This window comes from Streptomyces sp. NPDC057543 (genome assembly GCF_042801895.1).
In the GTDB taxonomy this organism is placed as follows: domain Bacteria; phylum Actinomycetota; class Actinomycetes; order Streptomycetales; family Streptomycetaceae; genus Streptomyces.
Genome location: NZ_JBHVFF010000168.1, coordinates 1 through 18,869, shown reverse-complemented (window position 1 = coordinate 18,869; position 18,869 = coordinate 1). Strand labels below are relative to the sequence as shown.

Here is an 18,869-nt window from a genome sequence, read left to right as displayed (position 1 = left end):
CGGCTGCCGGGACCCGTTGTCGGCGGCGTTTCCGAACCGGTGAGCCAGGCAGTCACACACCAGCGTGACTGAACTGGACCGCCCGGCCATCGACACGGAACACTGCGGCACCAGGGCCTCCTGATGTTGCTCGGCGATTCGACACCAACGAGCTGTTCAGGAGGCCCTGCTCATATGCGCCGAGCAACCGGCGACCACCCAATCGAGACTCCCGTTCGATCGACAAACCCCAAGATCGGTACGACAACAGCCACTCAGGCACCGCCGGGGCTTGCAATTGAATAACTGTCAGATTTGATCTGAAGCATCGTCATCGTCAGGGTGCCGGTGGGAGGCTGTGGCATGGCTACGCATCCGCAACCCCGTACAGCGGCCGAAGCCCTGCAGACAAAGTTCGACCAGATCCTGCCGCACCTTGATGAGCGCCGTCGACGGCTCTATCTGGCCAGCGAGGCCACCGCGATCGGCCACGGCGGCATCACTCTGGTGGCGGCGGCCTCCGGTGCCAGCACCGCCACCGTCGCACGCGGCATCGCAGAGCTGGCCGGGCAGCCTGTACCGACCCGTCGGATCCGGGTTCCGGGAGGCGGCCGCAAGCCTTTGACGGCCACCGATTCCGGTCTACGGCCGGCACTCGAGGCGTTGATCGAGCCGCACACTCGCGGCGATCCCGTCTCCCCGCTGCGCTGGACCACGCTGTCGCTGCGCGCCTTGGCATCGTCCTTGACCGAGCAGGGCCACCCGGTCAGCGCCACGACCGTCGGGCACTTGCTGCACACCCTGGGCTACAGCCTGCAGGGCACCGCGAAGACCCACGAGGGCGTCGGCCATCCGGACCGCGACGCTCAGTTCGCCCACCTGAACCGTACCGCCGCCGCCTTCCTCAACGACAACCAGCCGGTGATCAGTATCGACACCAAGGCCAAAGAGTGGCTTGGCGACCGCGACCGGCCCGGCCGCACCTGGCGACCGGGCGGAAACCCGATCAAAGTGGACTGCCACACCTTCATCACCAGCGGCCAGCCGGTGATCATCCCCTTCGGGATCTACGACATCGCCCACAACAGCGGCTGGGTCAACGTCGGAACCGACCATGACACCTCCGAGTTCGCGGTGGAGTCCATCCGCCGCTGGTGGCAGCACCGCGGACAAGCTGACCACCCGGACGCCACCCGGCTGCTGATCACCGCCGACTCCGGCGGCTCCAACGATCCCCGCCGCTGGACATGGAAGAAGCACCTGCACGCCTTCGCGCAGGAGAGTGGGCTCGAGATCACGGTCTGCCACTTCCCACCTGGCACATCAAAGTGGAACAAGATAGAACACCGGATGTTCTGCCACATCACCGCGAACTGGCGAGGACGGCCGCTGACCAGCTACGAGGTCGCCCTCGAGACCATCGCCGCAACGACCACCACGACCGGGCTTTCGATCGGGGCCGAACTCGACACCGGTAGCTACCACCTTGGCACGACCGTCACGCCCGCCGAGTTCCACGCTCTGCCGATCACACCGAGCACGTTCCACGGCGACTGGAACTACACCCTCGCACCTGCCCCGCCCAAGCCTCCCGAGGTGCCACGGACTCGTCGCCGGATCGACCCGGCCCTGACCGAACTGCTCACCGACCCGGCCCTGACGGGCATGGCCCGCTCCGACTTCGACCACTTGGTGGCGGTCTCAGAGCCGTACTGGGACGCCTTGGCCGAGGCCGCATTCCAACGACGCTTTCACCGTCCGCGCAGCTATCTCCACCCGCAGACCAGCAGCCTGGACCACTACCACCGACTGCTGACAGCGTTGTTACGCCGCCGCAGAGCAGCGACCAGTACGCTCCTGGCCCACTTGCTGGGCGTCACCCGCACCAACCTGTCCAATCAGTTCCAGGACGGGCACCGTCTCCTGGACCTGCACAAAATCACCGTCATGCCATTGCCCGGAGCGCCCGCCCGCACCCTGGAGCAGCTGAAGGCCCATGGCACGCCTATCTAAAGAAACCCCGCAGATCAAATCTGACAGTTATTCAATTACAAGCCCCCGGCCGCACCGAGAATTGCCAGATCGGCGTCTTCGCCGCCTACGCCACCACCCGCGGTCACGCTCTGGTCGACCGCGAGCTCTACCTGCCCAAGTCCTGGACCGACGACCCCGAACGCTGCCGCGCCGCCCGCATCCCCCAGCATCGCCGATTCGCGACCAAGAACGAACTGGCCCGCACCATGGTCCTGCGGGCCCTTGCCTCGCCGCTGCCCGTCGCCTGGGTCGCGGCAGATGCCGCCTACGGTCAGGACTCCCGCTTCCGACGTTTCCTGGAAGACGCCGGCCTGTCCTACGCCGTGGCCGTGCCGAAGTCCCAGCAGGTCCACGGCCCCCGCATCGAGCACCTCATCGGCCAGGCCCCCGACGAGGCACGGCAGCGGCTCTCCTGCGGCAACGGTGCCAAAGGACCGCGGCTTTACGACTGGGCTGCCGCCCGCCTGCCGGCGGTCTGGGAGTTCGACGGCGACGAGCCCACTCGGCAACGCTGGATGCTCGCCCGCCGCAGCATCACCAAGCCCGACGAGCTTGCCTACTTCCTCGCATCCGCCCCCTTGGACGCCACCGTCACCGATCTCGTGCGGATCGCCGGATGCCGCTGGAAGATCGAGGAATGCTTCCAGAGCGCGAAGAACGAATGCGGCCTGGACCAGTACGAAGTCCGCCGCTACGTCGGCTGGTACCGGCACATTACCCTCGCCATGCTCGCCCACGCGCTCCTGGCCGTCACCGCCGCCCAGGAACGGCAAAAGGGGGAGCCGATCACGACACGCCCGACCTCGTGGACCTCACCCCGGCCGAAATTCGCCGTCTACTGGCAACTACCCACCGGCGCCCTGCTCGACAGGGCAACCACGCGATGAACTGGTCGAGATGGCGCCGTCGGCACCAGGCCCGGGCCCGCCTCTGTCACTACACACGGCGTGGTCATCCGTTCGCGGGGCAGGCCGGGCGGTCCTTCGCCACACCCGACACCATCCCTACGCTCAAGCCGTTGACCAGGGCATACACCGAAGTCCGGCTGGAGTACTAAGAGCTGCTTGCCGGAGGCCCGGGTGATGGGGGCCGCGCCGGAGTACGCCTTCACCGCTCGGATGTCGGCGAACCGGGTCGGATCGTCGCCGATCTCGGCGAGGACGCGGGCGCCGAGCTAGACGCCCATGCCGGGAAAGCTCAGCATCACCTCGGCAGACGGGTGCTGCCGAAACGCTTCCTCGCTCGCCTCGGTGAGGTCGTCACCCGCCGCCCGGCGGGGCCGGCGCCTGGCGCTCCTGCAGACCGCACTTTTGGAGCACGCGGCGGCGTACAACCTCCGTACGGTCATGACCTTCCACCAGAAGGTCGAAGAGGCCCGCGCGTTCGCGGACAAGCTGCCCGAGACGGCAGCCGAGCTGTACCTGAACGACACCTCCGACGCCGATCTGGCCGCCGCCGACAAGCTGCCGAAGTCCTCGATCGACGCGGGGTTCTACGAGCTGGAGGCCGGCCGCCACGTCCCGCCGGACCGGGTGTGGTCGGCGTGGCTGTGCGGCGACCACCTCGTAGCCGAGCGGCGCGAGGTCCTGCGACAGTTCGCCAACGGCATCGACGCGGCCGGGCGCCGGGTCCACCGGGCCTTCCTCGCCAGAGTTCGCGTGCTCGGTGAGGGCGTCGACATCACCGGCGAGCGGGGAGTCGACTCGATCTGCTCAACCCCGACGCGACCTCACCCCACGCACTCGGCTCCCCCACCGAATAACCTTCCGCCGCGGACACCAACACCCATCACGGTGCCGCCGCACGGGCACCGGGGGATCAGAAGTACCGTTCCCGAGACAGCGGCACGGGGCGGGGTGTACCACTCCATGACAGCCGCACCCCTCGCATGCACCGCCCCACGTCAGTGACCACGCCCTACCTCAACACCCCACCAGCGGAAACACCCTGACCTGACATGCCGTCACTGACACCAACCCACCGACATCAAACCGGCACATCGCACGGACCGCCACGGGTTCGGCCAGCCGCCGGGGGTACTGCCTGGAGGGGCGCCGGACCGGCGGCGGCTTCGGGGACGGATACAGCGCCGCTCGCAGCCGGACCGCGTCGATGAGCTGCTCCAGGCGCTCCAGTCGCTCCGGAGAGAGGTGCAGCGGGATCGGTTCAACCATGCGGGGCCTCCGTGCGTTGGTGATCGGTCCTCGCACCCTCGCCTCTCCCCCGACGCTCCCGGGCCTGCGCGCCGGCCGCGTCCCGACAGGTGACCTGGCGACTTCGCTCCCTGGACCAGGACGGCACCCTCCGCGACTCCGCCGAGGTCGCCGAACTGACCGGCATGACCGAGCACCTGGAGCTGCACGAAGCATGGGCGGCCAACGTTGTGTGCGCTCTGGCGCGGCTCGGCGGCCGGGTGGTCGGTATCGTCGCCAACCAGCCGTCAAGCACGGCCGGCGTGCTTGACATTGGTGCCTCCGAAAAGGCGGCTCGACTCGTTCAATATCCCGCTGGTCACGCTCGTGGATGTGCCTGGCTTCCTGCCGGGTGTGGACCAGGAACACGGCGGTGTGATCAGGCACGGGGCAAAGCTGCTCTACGCATACTGCAACGCCACCGTGCCCAGGATCTCCGTCGTGCTGCGGAAGGCGTACGGAGGGGCATACATAGTGATGGACTCCCGGTCGATCGGGACCTACCTGGCGCTGGCCTGGCCGACGAGATCGCCGTGATGGGCGCGGAGGGAGCCGCGAACGTGATCTTCCGCAGGGAGATCACGGCCGCCGACGACCCCGCCGTCCGCCGCGGCTCCGCTGCCCGCTCCAGCGTCTGCCCCTTCAACCGCCCGTACCGGGCCGGCGTCCACCGGCGGCGCCCCGGCCGCTCCAGCCCCGAACCCGCTTGTCTTCGTGGACCTCCGGCAGTGCCGCCAAGGCCGGGCACGTCCCGAGAACCACGCCCGGTCCGCCCAGCGTCCTTTCCGGGAACGGACCCGGAACGTAAAGAAGGCTCGTCCCCATGCCCACACAGCACGACCGCACGGTGCCACCGACGAGCGGTAGCCCGCAACACGGCTTGGCCGCCACGACATTCGCCGTCCTGCGGCGGTACCGGGGCGCTCTGGCAGGTGCGACGGTACGCTTCGTCGGCCTGTCCGGACTGGCCGGGCTGCTGATGACGGCCGCGATATTCGCGCTCGCCTGGCCCGTCTTCACCCGTATGCGGAACCAACGCATCTGGTACCACCACGTCGAGGACCCCTACCTGCACGACCACACCGACCTGGCGCTGGTCGCCCTCTGCACGCTCCCGCTCTTCCTGCTTCTCCTCGGCACCGGCAGCGCGGCCCTGCAGACTGTGTGCTCGCGGGCGGTTGCAGCGAGGTCGCACGAGCCCTCGCAAGGGGACTGGTCACGTGCCGTGATCCCCGCGCGGCTGCGACCGATGCTCGCCGTGTACACGCTGCGCGGCCTGGTCGTATGGCCCCTGCCGCTGCTCGTCGGTGCCGTGGCGAACAGCCTCACCGGCCTCCATCTCGACACAGACGAGCAGCTTCTGGAACGCGGATCGTGGCCCCACACACTCGTCGCGGCCTCCCCGGCGGTGGCCGCGTTCGCCGCCGTGCTGCTGCGCCTCGCGCTGGCCCTCGCCCCGGCCGCCGCAGCCGACGGCCTCGGCCCCCGCGCAGCCCTGCGCCGTTCCTGGTCGCTGACGTGGACACGCGCCGGAGGAATTCGCATCCTCGCCCTCGCGCTCCCGCTGGCCGCGCTCACCGCCGGCGTGCTCCGGTTGGCGGTGCAGCTCGCGCTGCCGCTGCGCCCCCTCGTGCGAGCCATCCTCGAACAGGCCACCGTGAACTTCTTCGCCGCCTACTACGCGGGCATCCTCGCCCCCGTCATCGTCGGCATCCTGGTCACCGCGGCCGTGACCCTCCCCATCACGTGCACGGCCTTCGCGGCCCTCCACGACCAGCTGCGGTCACCCCGCACCTCCCCCCGAGGTCCCGTGGACACGGCGGACCCCACCACCTGACGCCTCCCGCCGACCGAGGGGACCGCGGCGGCACCCACCGGCACGTCAAGAGCTGCGGCCATCACGCGCCCATCTCGCCGGACACTCGAGAACCCGCAGGTTGCGGGCTCGCTCAACTGGCCAACGAAGACGCTCCTTCACACACGGTCAGAAGGCCGAACGTCCCGGTCAGCAATGGGCCGGCGAATGAGGCGGTGAGCGCGGGTGCGATGACCAGCAGCGGTCTCAGCTGGACGCCCTTCGCGTCTACGGCCCGGCCGCCATGACTCCCGCAGATCCCTAAACCGTTCGCTGCGGCCCACGTCTCCACAGTGCACCACCCCGGGCAGCTCACGAATCGGCCGGAGAAACGTCGCGCGCTTCCTCCGCCGTGCCTTAGCGCGCTCAGTCAACGCAGTCGTCCAGGCCCAACGGCCCGGCCGGGTCCGCGTCACGGTTCACACACCGCCGGCCTCCACCCCCGTTCCCTCCTTCGCTGGGATGACGTGGTTGCCTGGGGACGCCGGGCGGGTGAGCGGTGCGGCGAACGCCTACTGTAACCACTTCGGATCGTGAGGGATCGAGTGGGACGCAGCCGGATCAATGGGGGTCTGGTGTGCTGGCTCGGACCAGGGCTCGTGCCAGGTCGGTGCTTCCGGAGAGGGTGTCGAGCGGGAGGGGCTGCGTAGCGAGGGCGCCTTCGTGCAGCGTGAGGAGCTGAGTGGCGAGGAGGGTGGGGTTCGGGCAGCCCGCCGCGGTGGCGAGTTCCTCGAACAGGTTCATCAGCCAGAGCTTCTGGTTCGTGGCGATGCGGTACGCGGGGTGCGAAGGGTCCGCGAGTTCGGCCAGCGCGTTGATGAACGCGCATCCGCGGGTGTTGCTCTCGCTCCAGGTTCGCAGGGCGTCGAAGGGTGCGGTGACGGTCTCGACGGGGTCGTCGCAGGCGCCGACGGCAGCGAGGACAAGTGACCGCCAGCGCCGGTCACGTTCATCGAGGTAGGTCGCCACGAGGTGGTCTTTCGAACCGAACTGGTTGTACAGGGTCCGCTTGGTCACGCCGGAGTGCTCAGCGATCAGATCCACGCCGACCGCTGTGATGCCACGGTTGTAGAACAGCTCCTCGGCTGCCGCCACGATGCGGCGGCCGGCCGGTGACATGGGTTGCGCTTCCCGCATCACGTGCCTCTTCACTGATCGGTGTACGGTAGAAGGTGTTCACAGATCAGTATACCTAGAGGGAGTTCAAATGGAGGGTGCATCCCAGACCATGCGCGCGGTGCGGTTCGCAGAGCACGGGGGGCTGGAGGTTCTCGAGCTGGCAGAGGTGGCCGTGCCTGCGCCGCAGGCGGGAGAGGTGCTGGTCCAGGTCGCCGCAGTGGCGCTGAACAACACCGACCTGTGGACCCGAGAAGGTGCCTACGGTCGGCCTGGCGACCCGGAGGCGCTGTCGGGCTGGCGAGGGCCGATCGGCTTCCCGCGCATCCAGGGCGCCGACGTGGCAGGCCGCGTCGTGGCAGTCGGTGCCGACGTGGACAAGAACCTCGTCGGTCGCCGAGTGGTCGTCGACCCGGCGATCTACGACACCGAAGGGCCGGATGCGAACCCGGTGGGCCTGATGGGGAGCGAACGCGACGGCGGTTATGCCGAGTACGTGACCGCACTGGCGGTGCGGGTGCACGACGTGACCGAATCCCCCCTCACGGACGATCAGCTCGCGACGCTGCCGACCGCCTACGGCACGGCCGTGGGCATGATCGAGCGGGGTCGGCTGCGGGAGGGAGAGACCGTCCTGGTCTCGGGAGCGTCCGGCGGCGTCGGTCTCGCGCTGGTGCAGATCGCCCGTGCGCGCGGTGCGAGGGTGCTTGCCCTCAGCAGCGGATCCAAGATCGAAGCGGTGCGCGAGGCGGGCGCACACGAAGTCGTCGACCGAGCAGGGGACATCGCCGAGCAGATCCGCGCTGCTGCCCCGGACGGCATCGACGTCGCACTCGACGTCGTCGCCGGGGACCTGGTGGGCGAGGGACTGCCGCTGCTGCGCGAAGGCGGTCGGTGGGTCGTCGCCGGCGCACTCGGCGGCTACGACGTGACTTTCGACGTGCGCCGTCTCTACCTGCACAACGCGCAGGTGATCGGCTCCGCGATGCACACGCCCACGCACTTCGGCCTCCTCGTGGACCTGGCTCGTAAGGCCGAGATTCAGCCCGTCGTCGCCGCGACGTTTCCCCTGGACCAGGCCGCTCAGGCGCAGGAGGAACTCGCCCGCAGGAGGCACGTGGGAAAGATCGTCATGCACCCATGAATTTCACTCTGAGAATCACGGCCGGAGACACATCATGCGGGCCGCTGCGACGGCAACGGTGCCATGAAGACGTGGGCATGCGGCATCGCGGGCCGGACCCACACCCCTCCGCGCTATCGGAGCGCCTGTCGGCGACGTGGCGGATACGACCAGAGATGACCCGGGTTCATGGTCCCGACAGAGCAAGCGCTTCACTCCTCATCGGTGGAATCCGGATTGACGGAACTCGGCATCGTACGTCCGCTTGTCGGTTCCCATGAACCTCAACTTCCCCTGCAATCACGGACTCCACGCTACGAGGGGAGGGACAGTGAAGACCCACCTCGGAAATGTGCAGACGAAGCTGTCCGCTCGCAACCGCGTGGAGATCGCGGCTTGGGCCTGGGAGTCGGGGGTGGTGGAGGGGCGGGGGTGAGCCACGCCCGGTGGCCGCCGTTCATGGCCCGCGCCGGCGAGCTCGGCGTCGACACGGCCCTGACGATCCTCCGGGCCGACGCGGTTGTGGTCTGTCGACAGATCTTCAAGGTCCTCGAACACGCCGACCGGAACCGACTTGAGAGCGCCGAGAATCTCACTCAAGCGGCTTGACACGACATAGCAGCCTCGGGAGTGGCCTGCCCCTGCACGTTGGCGCCCCCGAGCCTCCCCAGGAGTGCAGGCACCTGACGCCGCCCGGGGTCACTACGTACAGCGCGACACGAAACCGGAGTGTCACGGGTGACGGTCGATGGTTGCGAGATCAACACCCTCGTAAAGAGGGCCTCTACCAACGTCACAGCTATGACACGAAGCGTGCGCGCTCCAAGCGAAGGCACCTGCTGACGATGGCCGCCAGGTCGCCTTCCCGAAGGATGCGCACCGGGTGTGGCGGCTCGCCGATGCCGGCCGTGTGCTCAGGCAGCGGGAGTGTGAGCTGCGGATGACGCCTGATGGGCCAGGCCGCCTCAACCGAGCCAGAGAACTCTCCCACCAGCAGAAACAACACCCAAATGATCAGGTGTTGCACTGACGGGTTGAACCTGCCGGACCTTGCTTCGTGAAGCAGTGACTTCGGCCGGGTGGCAGCGATCATTGGCGTGCGTTCGACACGCCAGCAGCGCCTTGGCGAGGTGGATTTTGCTGGTCAGTCCGCCGCGGGATCTGCCGAGCAGGGCGGCCCCGAGCCGGGCCTTGCGTTGTCGCCGGACGCGCCGGCGCTCGGCCCGGGCGGGGTCACCTTCGCTGGTCTGCCCGTTCTGTTCCTCGGGTGTTCCCCTTTTTGCCGGACCGCCGCCTCCTGTTCGAGGGCCGCTTCCTCCAGAGCGGCCATGACCTCGTCGTCGAGGTGCATTGACGCCACATCGTGTCTTGGTCCGAGGTCATGATTGATCCCCTCTACGGAGAGTGGAGGGCCTTCAGTCGTGCAGGCTTACCTTGCATCTTCGGCGGCCGTGCCCAGGCCCGCCGTCGTCTCGTCGCGCTGTTGACGTTCATCTGTGCACCGACCGGTCAAAACACGCCGGAGGAGCGACGGGGTGTCGCCCCTCCGGCACGTTTGCGGTGGAGGTGTCGAGTGCAGGCCGCTTCCCTACGCCTGTGTGACCGCTTCGAGCGGGCTGAGTGCGGCGGCCCGTCGGGCGGGCAGGGTGGCGGCGACCGTGCCGACGGCGAGGGAGAGCAGGACCACGAGGGCGAGGGTGGGCCAGGGGAGGGAGAAGGAGTACTGGGGGATTGCGCCGTTGGCCAGCCCGCTGACCTTCCACGCCCCGAAGAGTCCGGCGGCCAGCCCGAGCAGGGTGCCGAAGGCGGCGACGTAGATGGCCTCCAGGCGGATCATGCGTCGGATGCCGGAGCGGTCCATGCCGATGGCGCGCAGGACGCCGATCTCACGGGTGCGCTCCGAGACTGACATGGCGAGGGTGTTGATCATGCCGAGCGTGGAGATCAGTATGCCGATGGCGAGCAGTCCGAACATCAGGGTCATCAGGTCGCCGGCGACGCCGGCCTGTTCCTGGACGAGCTGGGCGCGGTTTTGGACCTTCAGCAGCGGGCTGTCGCTCACGGCGGCGCGCAGGTGCTTCTCCAGGTCGTTGGAGACCGTGCCGTCGGTGGTGCGGACCAGGATGCGCTGCACGGAATCGCGCAGGTAGCCGTGCTTCTGCACGTCGGCGCGGTAGCCGAGGACGTCGTGGGCGGTGGGGTTGTCCTGGTAGACGCCGACGACGGTGTAGGGCTCGTCGCGGTCGCCGGTTCCGGGGCCGATGCTCGCCTTTATCTGCTCGCCGGTGGTGACGTGGTGGTCGCGGGCGAAGCTGTGGGAGACGGCGAGCTTGCCGGGGCCGAGGTCCTTGGCGGAGCCGCTGAGGAAGTGGAGCTTCATCACGTCGTCGACGGTCTTCGGGTCGACCCCGGAGACCGTCTTGACGAGGGGGCCGGCGGAGATGGTGGAGTCCGCCACGGCGGAGACGGTCCGCACCCCGGGCACGTCGGCGACCCGCTGGACGGCGGCGGAGTCGACGGCGGTGGTGGTGTTGCGGGTGCTGATGACGTAGTCGGCGCTCAGTCCGGCGGCGGCCTGGACATCCAGGGCCTGGTTCGTGGAATGGTTGACGACGGCGAGACCGGAGACCAGCGCCGTACTGATCATCAGGGCGACGGCGGTGGCGGCAGTACGACGCGGATCGCGCAGGGTGTTCTCACGGGCGAGGTCGCCCACGACGCCGAAGCCGGTGGTGAGCCGGCCGATCAGGCGGATCACCGGGCCAGCGAGCAGCGGGGCCAGCACGATCTGACCGGCCACGAAAATGCCACAACCGAACATCGCCGTCTGCTGGTTGGCGCCGGTGGCACTCGTCGCGTCGCTCAGCGAGAACAGCAGCCCCGCGCCCAGAACGACCATGACCAGGCCGACCGCGCCGCGGACGCGGGAGACCACGACGGACGGCGGCTGCCCGGCCGTGCGCATCGCCTCGATGGGAGCGATCCGCGCCGCGCGGCGCGACGGCAGCCAGGCGGCGAGCACGGTGACGCCGACACCCACGACGAGCGAGGCGAGGATCGCAGCCGGGCCGATCACCAGCGGCCCACTGGGCAGCAGGTCAGCGGACGTGTCCAGTGCGTTCGGCAGCACCGTGGCCACCCCCAGACCCAGCACGAACCCGAGAACGGACGCGGCGAGACCGACCAGGGCCGCCTCGGCAAGGACCGAGTGGACCACCTGACGGCGGGTGGCGCCGATCGCCCGCAGCAACGCGATCTCGCGGGTACGGCGTGCCACGAGCATGGTGAAGGTGTTGATGATGAGGAACGTGCCGATGAACAGCGAGACCACGGCGAAGAGCATCGGAAGGCGGTCATAGCTCTTGGTCTTGCCCGCGATGAAAACGGACTGCTGATTTGCCTGGGCGATACCGGTGGTGGCCTCGGCGCGGCCGGTCGGCAGCACGGCACTGACCCGGTTGGCCAGCTCGAACTGGTCGGTGCCCGGTGCGGCGGTCAGGTCGATCCCGTCGTAGTGCCCCAGGGTGGCGAACAGCTTCTGGGCGGTGGTCTTGTCGAACACCGCCAGGGTGCCGCCGGCGTTCACCCGGCTGTCCTTGGTGGACACCAGGCCCACCAGACGTAGTTCGAGGACCGGCCCGTCCGTGGCGAGGGTCACGGTGTCACCGAGGGAGTAGCCGGCGGCCGCCGCGGTCCCGCGGTCCAGCGCGACCTCACCACTGTCGCGAGGGGCGCGGCCCGACGTGAGCGGGTAGCGGCTGTCTGTGCCGTCGGAACCCGGAACGTAGGCGACGCCGAAACGGCCCATCATGTTGTCGGCTCGCATCGGTGTGCCGTCCTTGGCGGCCAGGGTGACCGACCCGTTGGCCATCGGGCGGACGGAGGCGACGCCAGCAATGGCGGACAGCTTGCGCACCAGGGCGTCGTCCAGGGCCCCGTACTGCTCGTCGATGGAGGCGCCCGGAGCGGATTTCGGACTCACGCTCACGGCGATGTCCGCGTAGTTCTTGGACATGGCGGCGCGGTAGGCGGCGGTGGTGGAGTCAGCGAAGACCAGGGAGCCGGAGATGAACGCGACACCGAGACAGACCGCGAGCACGGTCATGATCAGACGGGCCTTGTGCGCGAGAACGTTACGCAGGGCTGTTCGCAGCATGGTGGGCTTTCGACAGTATGGGAGGGAAACGGCGGGCTGGTGGGGGCGGTCAGCGGGTGCGGCGGCCCTGGGCCTCGAACGCGAGCATCCGGTTGAGCACGGCGTCGGCGGTCGGGGTGTGCAGCTCGTCCACGAGCCGGCCGTCGGCGAGGAAGACCACGCGGTCGGCGTGCGCGGCTGCGACCGGGTCGTGGGTCACCATCACCACGGTCTGTCCCAGTTCCCGCACCGAATCACGCAGGAAGCCCAGCACCTCCGCGCCGGCACGCGAGTCGAGGTTGCCGGTCGGCTCGTCGGCGAACACAATCTCCGGACGGGACACCAGGGCGCGGGCAACGGCAACGCGCTGCTGCTGGCCGCCGGAGAGCTGGGCCGGACGGTGCGCGAGGCGCCCGGCCAGCCCCACAGTTGCGACGATGGTGTCCAGCCATGCGGTGTCGGGCTGCCGACCGGCGAGGCGCAGCGGCAGCGTCATGTTCTCCAGCGCCGTCAGGGTGGGCAGCAGGTTGAAGCCCTGGAAGACGAAGCCGACCTTCTCTCGCCGCAGCTGAGTGAGCTGACGGTCGTTCAGCATGGCCAGTTCGACGCCGCCGATCCGGGCGGAACCCGAGGTGACCGGGTCAAGGCCCGCCATGCAGTGCATCAGCGTCGACTTGCCGGATCCCGACGGACCCATGACCGCGGTGAACCGTGCCCGCGCGAACTCCACGGACACCGAGTCCAATGCGGTGACCTGAGTCTCGCCCCTCCCGTACACCTTGGTCAGGCCCGTGGCACGGGCGGCCGACTCGGTGACGGGGGTACCGGGGGAAACGAACATCTGCGACATGAGGACTCCACCTGGGGAACGACGGCCCGCGAGCATCCCGCGGGCCAGAGGGGCATTCCCATCCTCAAAGCTCTCACCTGCACAAACATCGCCCCAGAGGCGGTAGTTGCGGTCCATCGAAGGGCAGAGACGAGCTGCCCGTCCCTGCCCTTCGACAGACCTTCACCGACTCATCTCTGCCTTTGGCCGGACCCGCGGTGTTGGCCGGACCTACGACGGGCGGCACGGCCGGGGCTCCGGGGACGTGGACGGCGCACCTGGCCCACCGAATGAGTCCCTCATGTGGGCCACGCGGGTACGCGGAATGGTCCGGGGTCAGGGGCGCAGGCCAGCGCGATGCGCCAGGAGGGCCGCCTGCACCCGGCTCGTCGATCCGGTCTTCTCCAGGACCGCACTCACGTGCGTCTTCACCGTGCCGATGCCGATGACCAGCCGCTCCGCGATGCCCTGGTTCGACAACCCCTCACCCAGCATCGCCAGCACCTCCCGCTCACGCCCGGTCAGCCGAGCGATCCGCTCGTCCTGCGGGGCCGGGCCGTCGGCGTCCGAGATGCCGCCGCACAGCATCCGGGCAATCACCGCTCCGGTGACCCCGGGGGAGAGCACCGCGTCACCGGCCGCCGCTGCCCGGACCGCGCTGATCAGTTCCTGCGGCCCCTCGTCCTTCAGCAGGAACCCCGAGGCGCCGTCCCGCAGCGCCCGCAGCACGTTCTCCTCGTCGCCGAAGGTCGTCAGCATCATCACGCGCGGCGCCGGATCGAGCGCGAGCAGCGGCCGGATCGCGGCCAGCCCGTCGCACCCGGGCATCCGAATGTCCACCAACGCCACATCCGGGCGGTGCGCGGCAGCCTCCTCCACCGCCCGGTGTCCGTCAGCGGCTTCGGCGACCACGTCGATGCCGTCGGCGTGCCGCAGAATCAACCGCACCCCGTGCCGAATCATTGCCTCATCGTCGACGAGCAGGACACGGATCGGCCGAGTGGGCTCGGTCATGGAGTCTCCCAGGGCGAAGTGTCCCGTACAGACGGGACGGTGAAACGGTCGATGGAGATGAGACGTTGTGAAGCGTTGAAGCAGTAGCGGGTGACGACGAAGGCACCGAGCCGGGGGCCGCTGCCGGCGCGCGGGTAGACGCAGCCCACCGTGCCGGTGGGCCGAGGCGGTTCGTGCCCGGTGGCCGCAGCACGCATGGCGGGGCTGTCGAAGACCCCCTTCAACTCCTGGTACGTCATACCCAGACGCGGCTCCACAGGCCGGTCCAAGTGCCTCGGCTGGGCGTACACCAGGGCGATCGCGAGCGTCATCAGCACCCACAGCGCCACCGCCCCGAGGGCGAGCGTGAGCGCCCCGGCCGTCCGCGGCTCACGCGACAGCGCCGCCCCATCGTCGATCGAGGCCGACGGGGAGGCCTCCGCGCCGCCCCCGGACGGCTTCGAGGCGACCGCGTCGTCCGGTTGCGCCGGGATGTCCGCGACCACCTGGAACCCGCCGGGCGGCAGGGCACCGGCCTCAAAGGTGCCGCCGAGCAGTTCGACCCGCTCGCGCAGGCCCGTCAGGCCGCGCCCCGTCCCGGTCTCGGACGGTGTGCCGGACGGTGCGGGTGACGCGCCGTTGCGGACCGTCACCCGCACGGTCCGGTCGTCATGCTCGACCCGCACGGTGACATGGGCGGCCGATGCGTACCGGTGCACGTTCGTCAGGGCCTCCCGCACCACCCGGTGCACTGCGCGCCGCACCCGCGCTGGGCATGCGTAGAGGTCGGGGCCGCTCCATTCCAGCCGTACGGCGATCCCGCCGTCGCGGGACTTCGCGACCAGTGCCTCGACGTCGGCCCGGGTGCCGGTGGCGTCGGTGAGCGCGTTCGGGCCGGTGTCCCGATCGAGCGGGCCGAGGACCCCGAGCGCCTGCCTCAGTTCGCGCATCGCGTCCCGGGTGGTCCGCCGTACCAGGACGGCCTCCTCGCGCAGCTCCGGCGCGGCCTGGTCGAGGGCGAGTTCCAGACCGCCGGCGTGCAGCGAGATGAGACTGAGCCGGTGGCCTACCAGGTCGTGCATCTCGGCGGCGATCCGGGACCGCTCGTGGGTGCGGGCCTCGCTGTCGGCGAACCGGCGGGCTTGCTCGGCCGCGTTGCCGCGTTCGCGTAGCGCCCGCAGCAGCCGGGCCTGCTGCCCGTACACCGTACCGACCAAGCCGGGCACGACCACGGCGGTTGCCGCCAGAACCAACCCGAGCTCCAGGCCGTAAATGGCCGAGCCGGGGCCGCACGAGGGGCCGGTCGCGGTCCCGGATGCAATGATCAGTAGGCTCGCGCCGCCCAGCAGCCGGACCCGGTGGCGCGGCAGGGCCGTGTCGAGCGCCACTGTGTACGCGGTGGCCGCCATCACCGGGCCGACAACGGTCGCCGCCCCGGCAAGCACGGCGAGGACCAGGAGCACGGCCTCGGGCCAGCGCCGCCGCAACGGGAAGGTCACCACGGCGACCGCAACCACGCACAGCTGGAAAACGGGGTGCGGCAGATTCCACAGCCGCTGGGCGACCACGAACAGACACAAGGCGGCGAGGGCCACACCGGCCGTCTCCACGACGTCCCGGCCAACCCCTCCCGGACGCGCTGGGGTGTCCGGCACGGGGCGGGCGGAACGACGGAAACAGCTGATGAGGGGCACGCCATCCAGTATTGGTCGCCACGGGCGCGCGGGCGTGGGCCTCAGGACCGATCCAGCACTCTGTCTTTCGGTAGAGCCCGGCCCATGCCGTGCCGCCCGGGACCGATGCGGGCGTCCTCCCGGTCGGGCCTCGGAGGTTGGACAGCCATTGCCCCACCGGCCGGTCCAGCATGGTCGCGGACCGGGGCGCGCACAGCGTCCTGAGGGGGACCAGCGTCGTCGGGCCTCCCCTCGCGCGTCGGGCCGGATGTCCGGCACTTCGCACGATGAGAGGCGGGTTTCGGGAAGCAGACCGCCCTGTCCCGGACCGGTGGGACTGGCGGGTTGATGTTCACGAGAAACCAAACTCGTGAACAAAGCCACCCCGGGCTCCACGTACGCGAGCACGCTCTCCTCTACGAGCGAGCCCTTCCCCGTGACGGGCGGGCGGCTTTACGCTCATCCCGTGACCGGAAGCTCGCGACCAGGTGGCAGCGCCGTTACCCAGGGGAGACCGTGGACGTCCCGACGTTGATCCTTTTGGGGGCGGCGGGTGGTCTGCTGCGAGGGGCCCTGGACCTGTACACCCGATTCGTATCCTGGCAGGCTGACCGCCGCACTCACCGGCAGTTAGCCGCGGCAGGGACGGCACAGGGCGTAGCTCCGCAGTTCCCTGCATACTTCGACCCCGCCGTCGACACCGTCGCGGCCGTTGTGCACAGCGTGATGGGCGCCGGGGCCGCAGTGCTGTTCGGGACCACAGGACAGATCAGCGGTGGGTACGCCGCCCTCGTCGTCGGAATATCGGCGCCCATGCTGCTCACCCAACTCGGCCGCATCCAGACGGTGAACGAGGCGGTGACGGGCGAACGGCAGCCGGTTGGGGCGGCCGCGGAAGCCGAGTTGCCCTCGACTGCGGCTGACAACGCCGTGGGTGCGGGCGGTGCGGACGACTCGGGCGCCATGGACTTTCCCCCGCCCCGAGTGGCGCAGCCATCCGCGCCCTTTGCGGATCATCCGGCCCAGCCCTCTGGCCCTGCAGGAAGGCCGCCGTCCCCTGCGCGGCCGATGTCTTCGTCTGGGCGGCCCGCCACGGTCGCGGACGCTCGTACGCCGGAGCCCGCATCCGGCGAGCTCCCCGCGGACCGAACACAACTCCCGGATCTCACAGGCACCAGGGACACTCCCTTCCCCGCGGACCCGTCCGACGGAACCGGGTCTGGCCTCGATGGTCGAGGCGCGCCACGATTGCGGCAGGGGCCGGCGCTCGGGGAGGAGGGGCTGTGAACAGCGCTCCGCACCTGCTGAACGAAGACCGCCCCGAGTACGAGCGGATCCTCGACGACGCACTGCGTCATGCCCACGAACGACCGGATCTGGCCGCAGCCGGAGAACGGCTCACCCTGGCGCAGCTGCGCACTATGGCGCTGGACGCCACGGCGCTGATCACCGCGACAGCCGCCACCGAGTACGACCACTACGTAAGGGTCCGCGAGGAACACCGCAGCTCGGCATCCCCGTACGAGTCTTCAGGCATGGTGTCCTCGTCCTCGCGCTCGGCGTCCACCTCTGGCTTCTCCGCCTTCCCCGGCTCCGGCACCCGGGCCACCGGCCACCATGCCTCGACAGGTCTGGGCCATCGGTTCGGCGCTGCCGTGCTGGGTGCCGGACAACCCGGCGGCCGCCGTATCAGCGACGGAGTCGTTCCGCGGCGGTGGGCCGGGATGTCCTTCGGCCGTCGTCTGCTGGCAGCGCTGCTTGGGCTACGCGTACGCCCAGAGGCACCGAAGGCGGCGGGGACGCGGACACCGCGTACGTCCGAGCAGAGTCTGGCCGGCCGCACGCCCGATCGCGCGCGGCGGGCCAGACGCGAGACACCGGCCCCGGAGGCGGCCGGAGCCGGTGCGCTCGCCGTCATCACCGTCCTGGTGCCGGTGCTGGCAGGCACAGCCGCGGTGATTTTCCTGTTGGTCGGCTACCTCCTGAAGATGCTCAATCCGCCGCCATCGTTCGCGAGCACCATGGTGGGCGCGGGCTGGTCCTTCGCGGCAGTCACTGCGGCAGCCATCCCCGTCGCCGTCGTCGGTCTCCTCATCACCGCCCTGCGCGACGGTTCGACGTCACTGGCAGCCGAGGAGCAGGACGAGGATCTACCTGAGGGCGTGGCACACGCCAGAGAGGCCTGGCGGTTCGCCCTGCTGGAACGGGGCATCCTGCCGTTCCTGCGGGACGCGCTCGCCGACCCCGGCGCCGGCCCCGCGCCGCGCACACCGCATCGTTCGGCGAACCGCATCCCGCAGCTCGGCTACAGCCGGCCGGACTTCACCAGCCCGGACGACGGCCCGGCGGCGGGCCCCCGCCCGACATTCGCCAGCCCGGACTTCACCAGCCCCGACTTCGGAGGCCCCGAGCACGAGCTGGACTGACCGGGTCCGGGCACCAGGCGCGTCCCCCCTCCCCATCGGGTTGGCCAAGGTCGGTCGTCGGTCACGCGACGACCCGCCCGGCATGCTCCGGCTCCTACGCCGCCCAGTCGAGTCCAAGGGCGGCCAGCGCCTGGTGTGGCGCGGTGTTCACGAATCTTCTCCTCGAATGGTCTGGTCGTCACGGGGTGCGGATGCGGCCGGAAAACGGCGGCGGGCAGCCGTGTCTGTTCGCACCGCCGGGGGCAGCGAGCCGGTACCTGCGGACGCGGGGTGACGCATGCGCAGGGAATTGCCGGGTCGGCGCGGTGCGGTGAGAGAAGCGTTGCGTGGCATCGCTTTGCCGGGCAATGCATGAGGGCGGCCGGGACAGTCCGGATCTGTCCGGCCTGGTCAGGAGCAGTAACGGAAGGTAGCGATCCTGGCGCATGCGGTCGACTCGGTAGTGCTCAAGGTCGCCAAGGAGACGCGCCTACGGTGTGGCTGGCGCCAGGTTCTTGCCCAGGTGGCGGTAGAT

Annotated in this window: 10 protein-coding genes and 6 pseudogenes; 9 read left to right on the top strand and 7 right to left on the bottom strand. The window is 69.6% G+C overall.

Annotation, left to right across the window (positions count from 1 at the left end; translation table 11 throughout):
* Window positions 1–342: 342 nt before the first annotated feature.
* Window positions 343–2,036: pseudogene (locus ACFU8Q_RS25605) on the top strand (ISAzo13 family transposase); the annotation flags it as partial.
* On the top strand, window positions 2,013–2,900 hold the full coding sequence (locus tag ACFU8Q_RS25600; protein WP_384457807.1) for an IS701 family transposase: 888 nt from the start codon (window positions 2,013–2,015) through the stop codon (window positions 2,898–2,900). The pseudogene ACFU8Q_RS25605 and the gene ACFU8Q_RS25600, both read left to right, overlap by 24 nt.
* Before the next feature lie 164 nt (window positions 2,901–3,064).
* Here ACFU8Q_RS25600 and ACFU8Q_RS25595 read toward each other — a convergent pair.
* Window positions 3,065–3,280, bottom strand: a pseudogene (locus tag ACFU8Q_RS25595) (transposase); the annotation flags it as partial.
* Between ACFU8Q_RS25595 and ACFU8Q_RS25590 the strand changes: the two are divergent.
* From ACFU8Q_RS25590 to ACFU8Q_RS25580, 3 genes and pseudogenes are all read left to right on the top strand, one after another.
* Window positions 3,273–3,740: pseudogene (locus ACFU8Q_RS25590) on the top strand (helicase); the annotation flags it as partial. The pseudogenes ACFU8Q_RS25595 and ACFU8Q_RS25590 sit on opposite strands and share 8 nt — an antisense overlap.
* Before the next feature lie 593 nt (window positions 3,741–4,333).
* Window positions 4,334–4,867 (top strand): annotated as a pseudogene (locus tag ACFU8Q_RS25585) (carboxyl transferase domain-containing protein); the annotation flags it as partial.
* Window positions 4,868–5,028: 161 nt separating this feature from the next.
* The gene (locus ACFU8Q_RS25580; protein ID WP_384457803.1) at window positions 5,029–6,042 is read left to right on the top strand and encodes a hypothetical protein; all 1,014 of its coding nucleotides are present in this window, start codon (window positions 5,029–5,031) and stop codon (window positions 6,040–6,042) included.
* A 579-nt stretch (window positions 6,043–6,621) separates the two neighbouring features.
* Here ACFU8Q_RS25580 and ACFU8Q_RS25575 read toward each other — a convergent pair.
* On the bottom strand, window positions 6,622–7,197 hold the full coding sequence (locus ACFU8Q_RS25575; protein WP_384457801.1) for a TetR/AcrR family transcriptional regulator: 576 nt from the start codon (window positions 7,195–7,197) through the stop codon (window positions 6,622–6,624).
* Between the two features lie 70 nt (window positions 7,198–7,267).
* Here ACFU8Q_RS25575 and ACFU8Q_RS25570 point away from each other — a divergent pair, with 70 nt between their 5' ends.
* The 3 genes and pseudogenes from ACFU8Q_RS25570 (at window position 7,268) to ACFU8Q_RS25560 (ending at window position 8,908) form a co-directional block, all read left to right on the top strand.
* The gene (locus tag ACFU8Q_RS25570; protein ID WP_384457799.1) at window positions 7,268–8,320 is read left to right on the top strand and encodes a zinc-binding dehydrogenase; all 1,053 of its coding nucleotides are present in this window, start codon (window positions 7,268–7,270) and stop codon (window positions 8,318–8,320) included.
* Between the two features lie 307 nt (window positions 8,321–8,627).
* Window positions 8,628–8,735, top strand: a pseudogene (locus ACFU8Q_RS25565) (LuxR C-terminal-related transcriptional regulator); the annotation flags it as partial.
* A complete protein-coding gene (locus tag ACFU8Q_RS25560; RefSeq protein WP_384457797.1) occupies window positions 8,732–8,908 on the top strand; it encodes a hypothetical protein in 177 nt (58 codons plus the stop codon). The pseudogene ACFU8Q_RS25565 and the gene ACFU8Q_RS25560, both read left to right, overlap by 4 nt.
* A 467-nt stretch (window positions 8,909–9,375) precedes the next feature.
* Here the strand turns inward: ACFU8Q_RS25560 and ACFU8Q_RS25555 are convergent.
* The 5 genes and pseudogenes from ACFU8Q_RS25555 to ACFU8Q_RS25535 form a co-directional block, all read right to left on the bottom strand.
* A pseudogene (locus ACFU8Q_RS25555) lies at window positions 9,376–9,665 on the bottom strand (hypothetical protein); the annotation flags it as partial.
* Window positions 9,666–9,887: 222 nt separating this feature from the next.
* On the bottom strand, window positions 9,888–12,455 hold the full coding sequence (locus tag ACFU8Q_RS25550) for an ABC transporter permease (protein ID WP_384457795.1): 2,568 nt from the start codon (window positions 12,453–12,455) through the stop codon (window positions 9,888–9,890).
* Between the two features lie 49 nt (window positions 12,456–12,504).
* Window positions 12,505–13,284, bottom strand: a complete 780-nt coding sequence (locus ACFU8Q_RS25545; RefSeq protein ID WP_384457792.1) for an ABC transporter ATP-binding protein — start codon at window positions 13,282–13,284, stop codon at window positions 12,505–12,507.
* A gap of 315 nt (window positions 13,285–13,599) precedes the next feature.
* Window positions 13,600–14,277 carry a response regulator gene (locus ACFU8Q_RS25540; RefSeq protein ID WP_384457790.1) on the bottom strand — a complete coding sequence of 226 codons (678 nt, stop codon included), beginning with the start codon at window positions 14,275–14,277 and terminating at the stop codon, window positions 13,600–13,602.
* Window positions 14,274–15,866, bottom strand: a complete 1,593-nt coding sequence (locus ACFU8Q_RS25535) for a sensor histidine kinase (protein WP_384457788.1) — start codon at window positions 15,864–15,866, stop codon at window positions 14,274–14,276. Before ACFU8Q_RS25535 ends, ACFU8Q_RS25540 begins: the two co-directional genes overlap by 4 nt.
* A 1,694-nt stretch (window positions 15,867–17,560) precedes the next feature.
* On the opposite strand from ACFU8Q_RS25535, the gene ACFU8Q_RS25530 reads away from it, so the two are divergent.
* Window positions 17,561–18,355 carry a hypothetical protein gene (locus ACFU8Q_RS25530; RefSeq protein WP_384457805.1) on the top strand — a complete coding sequence of 265 codons (795 nt, stop codon included), beginning with the start codon at window positions 17,561–17,563 and terminating at the stop codon, window positions 18,353–18,355.
* The last annotated feature ends 514 nt before the right edge of the window (window positions 18,356–18,869 follow it).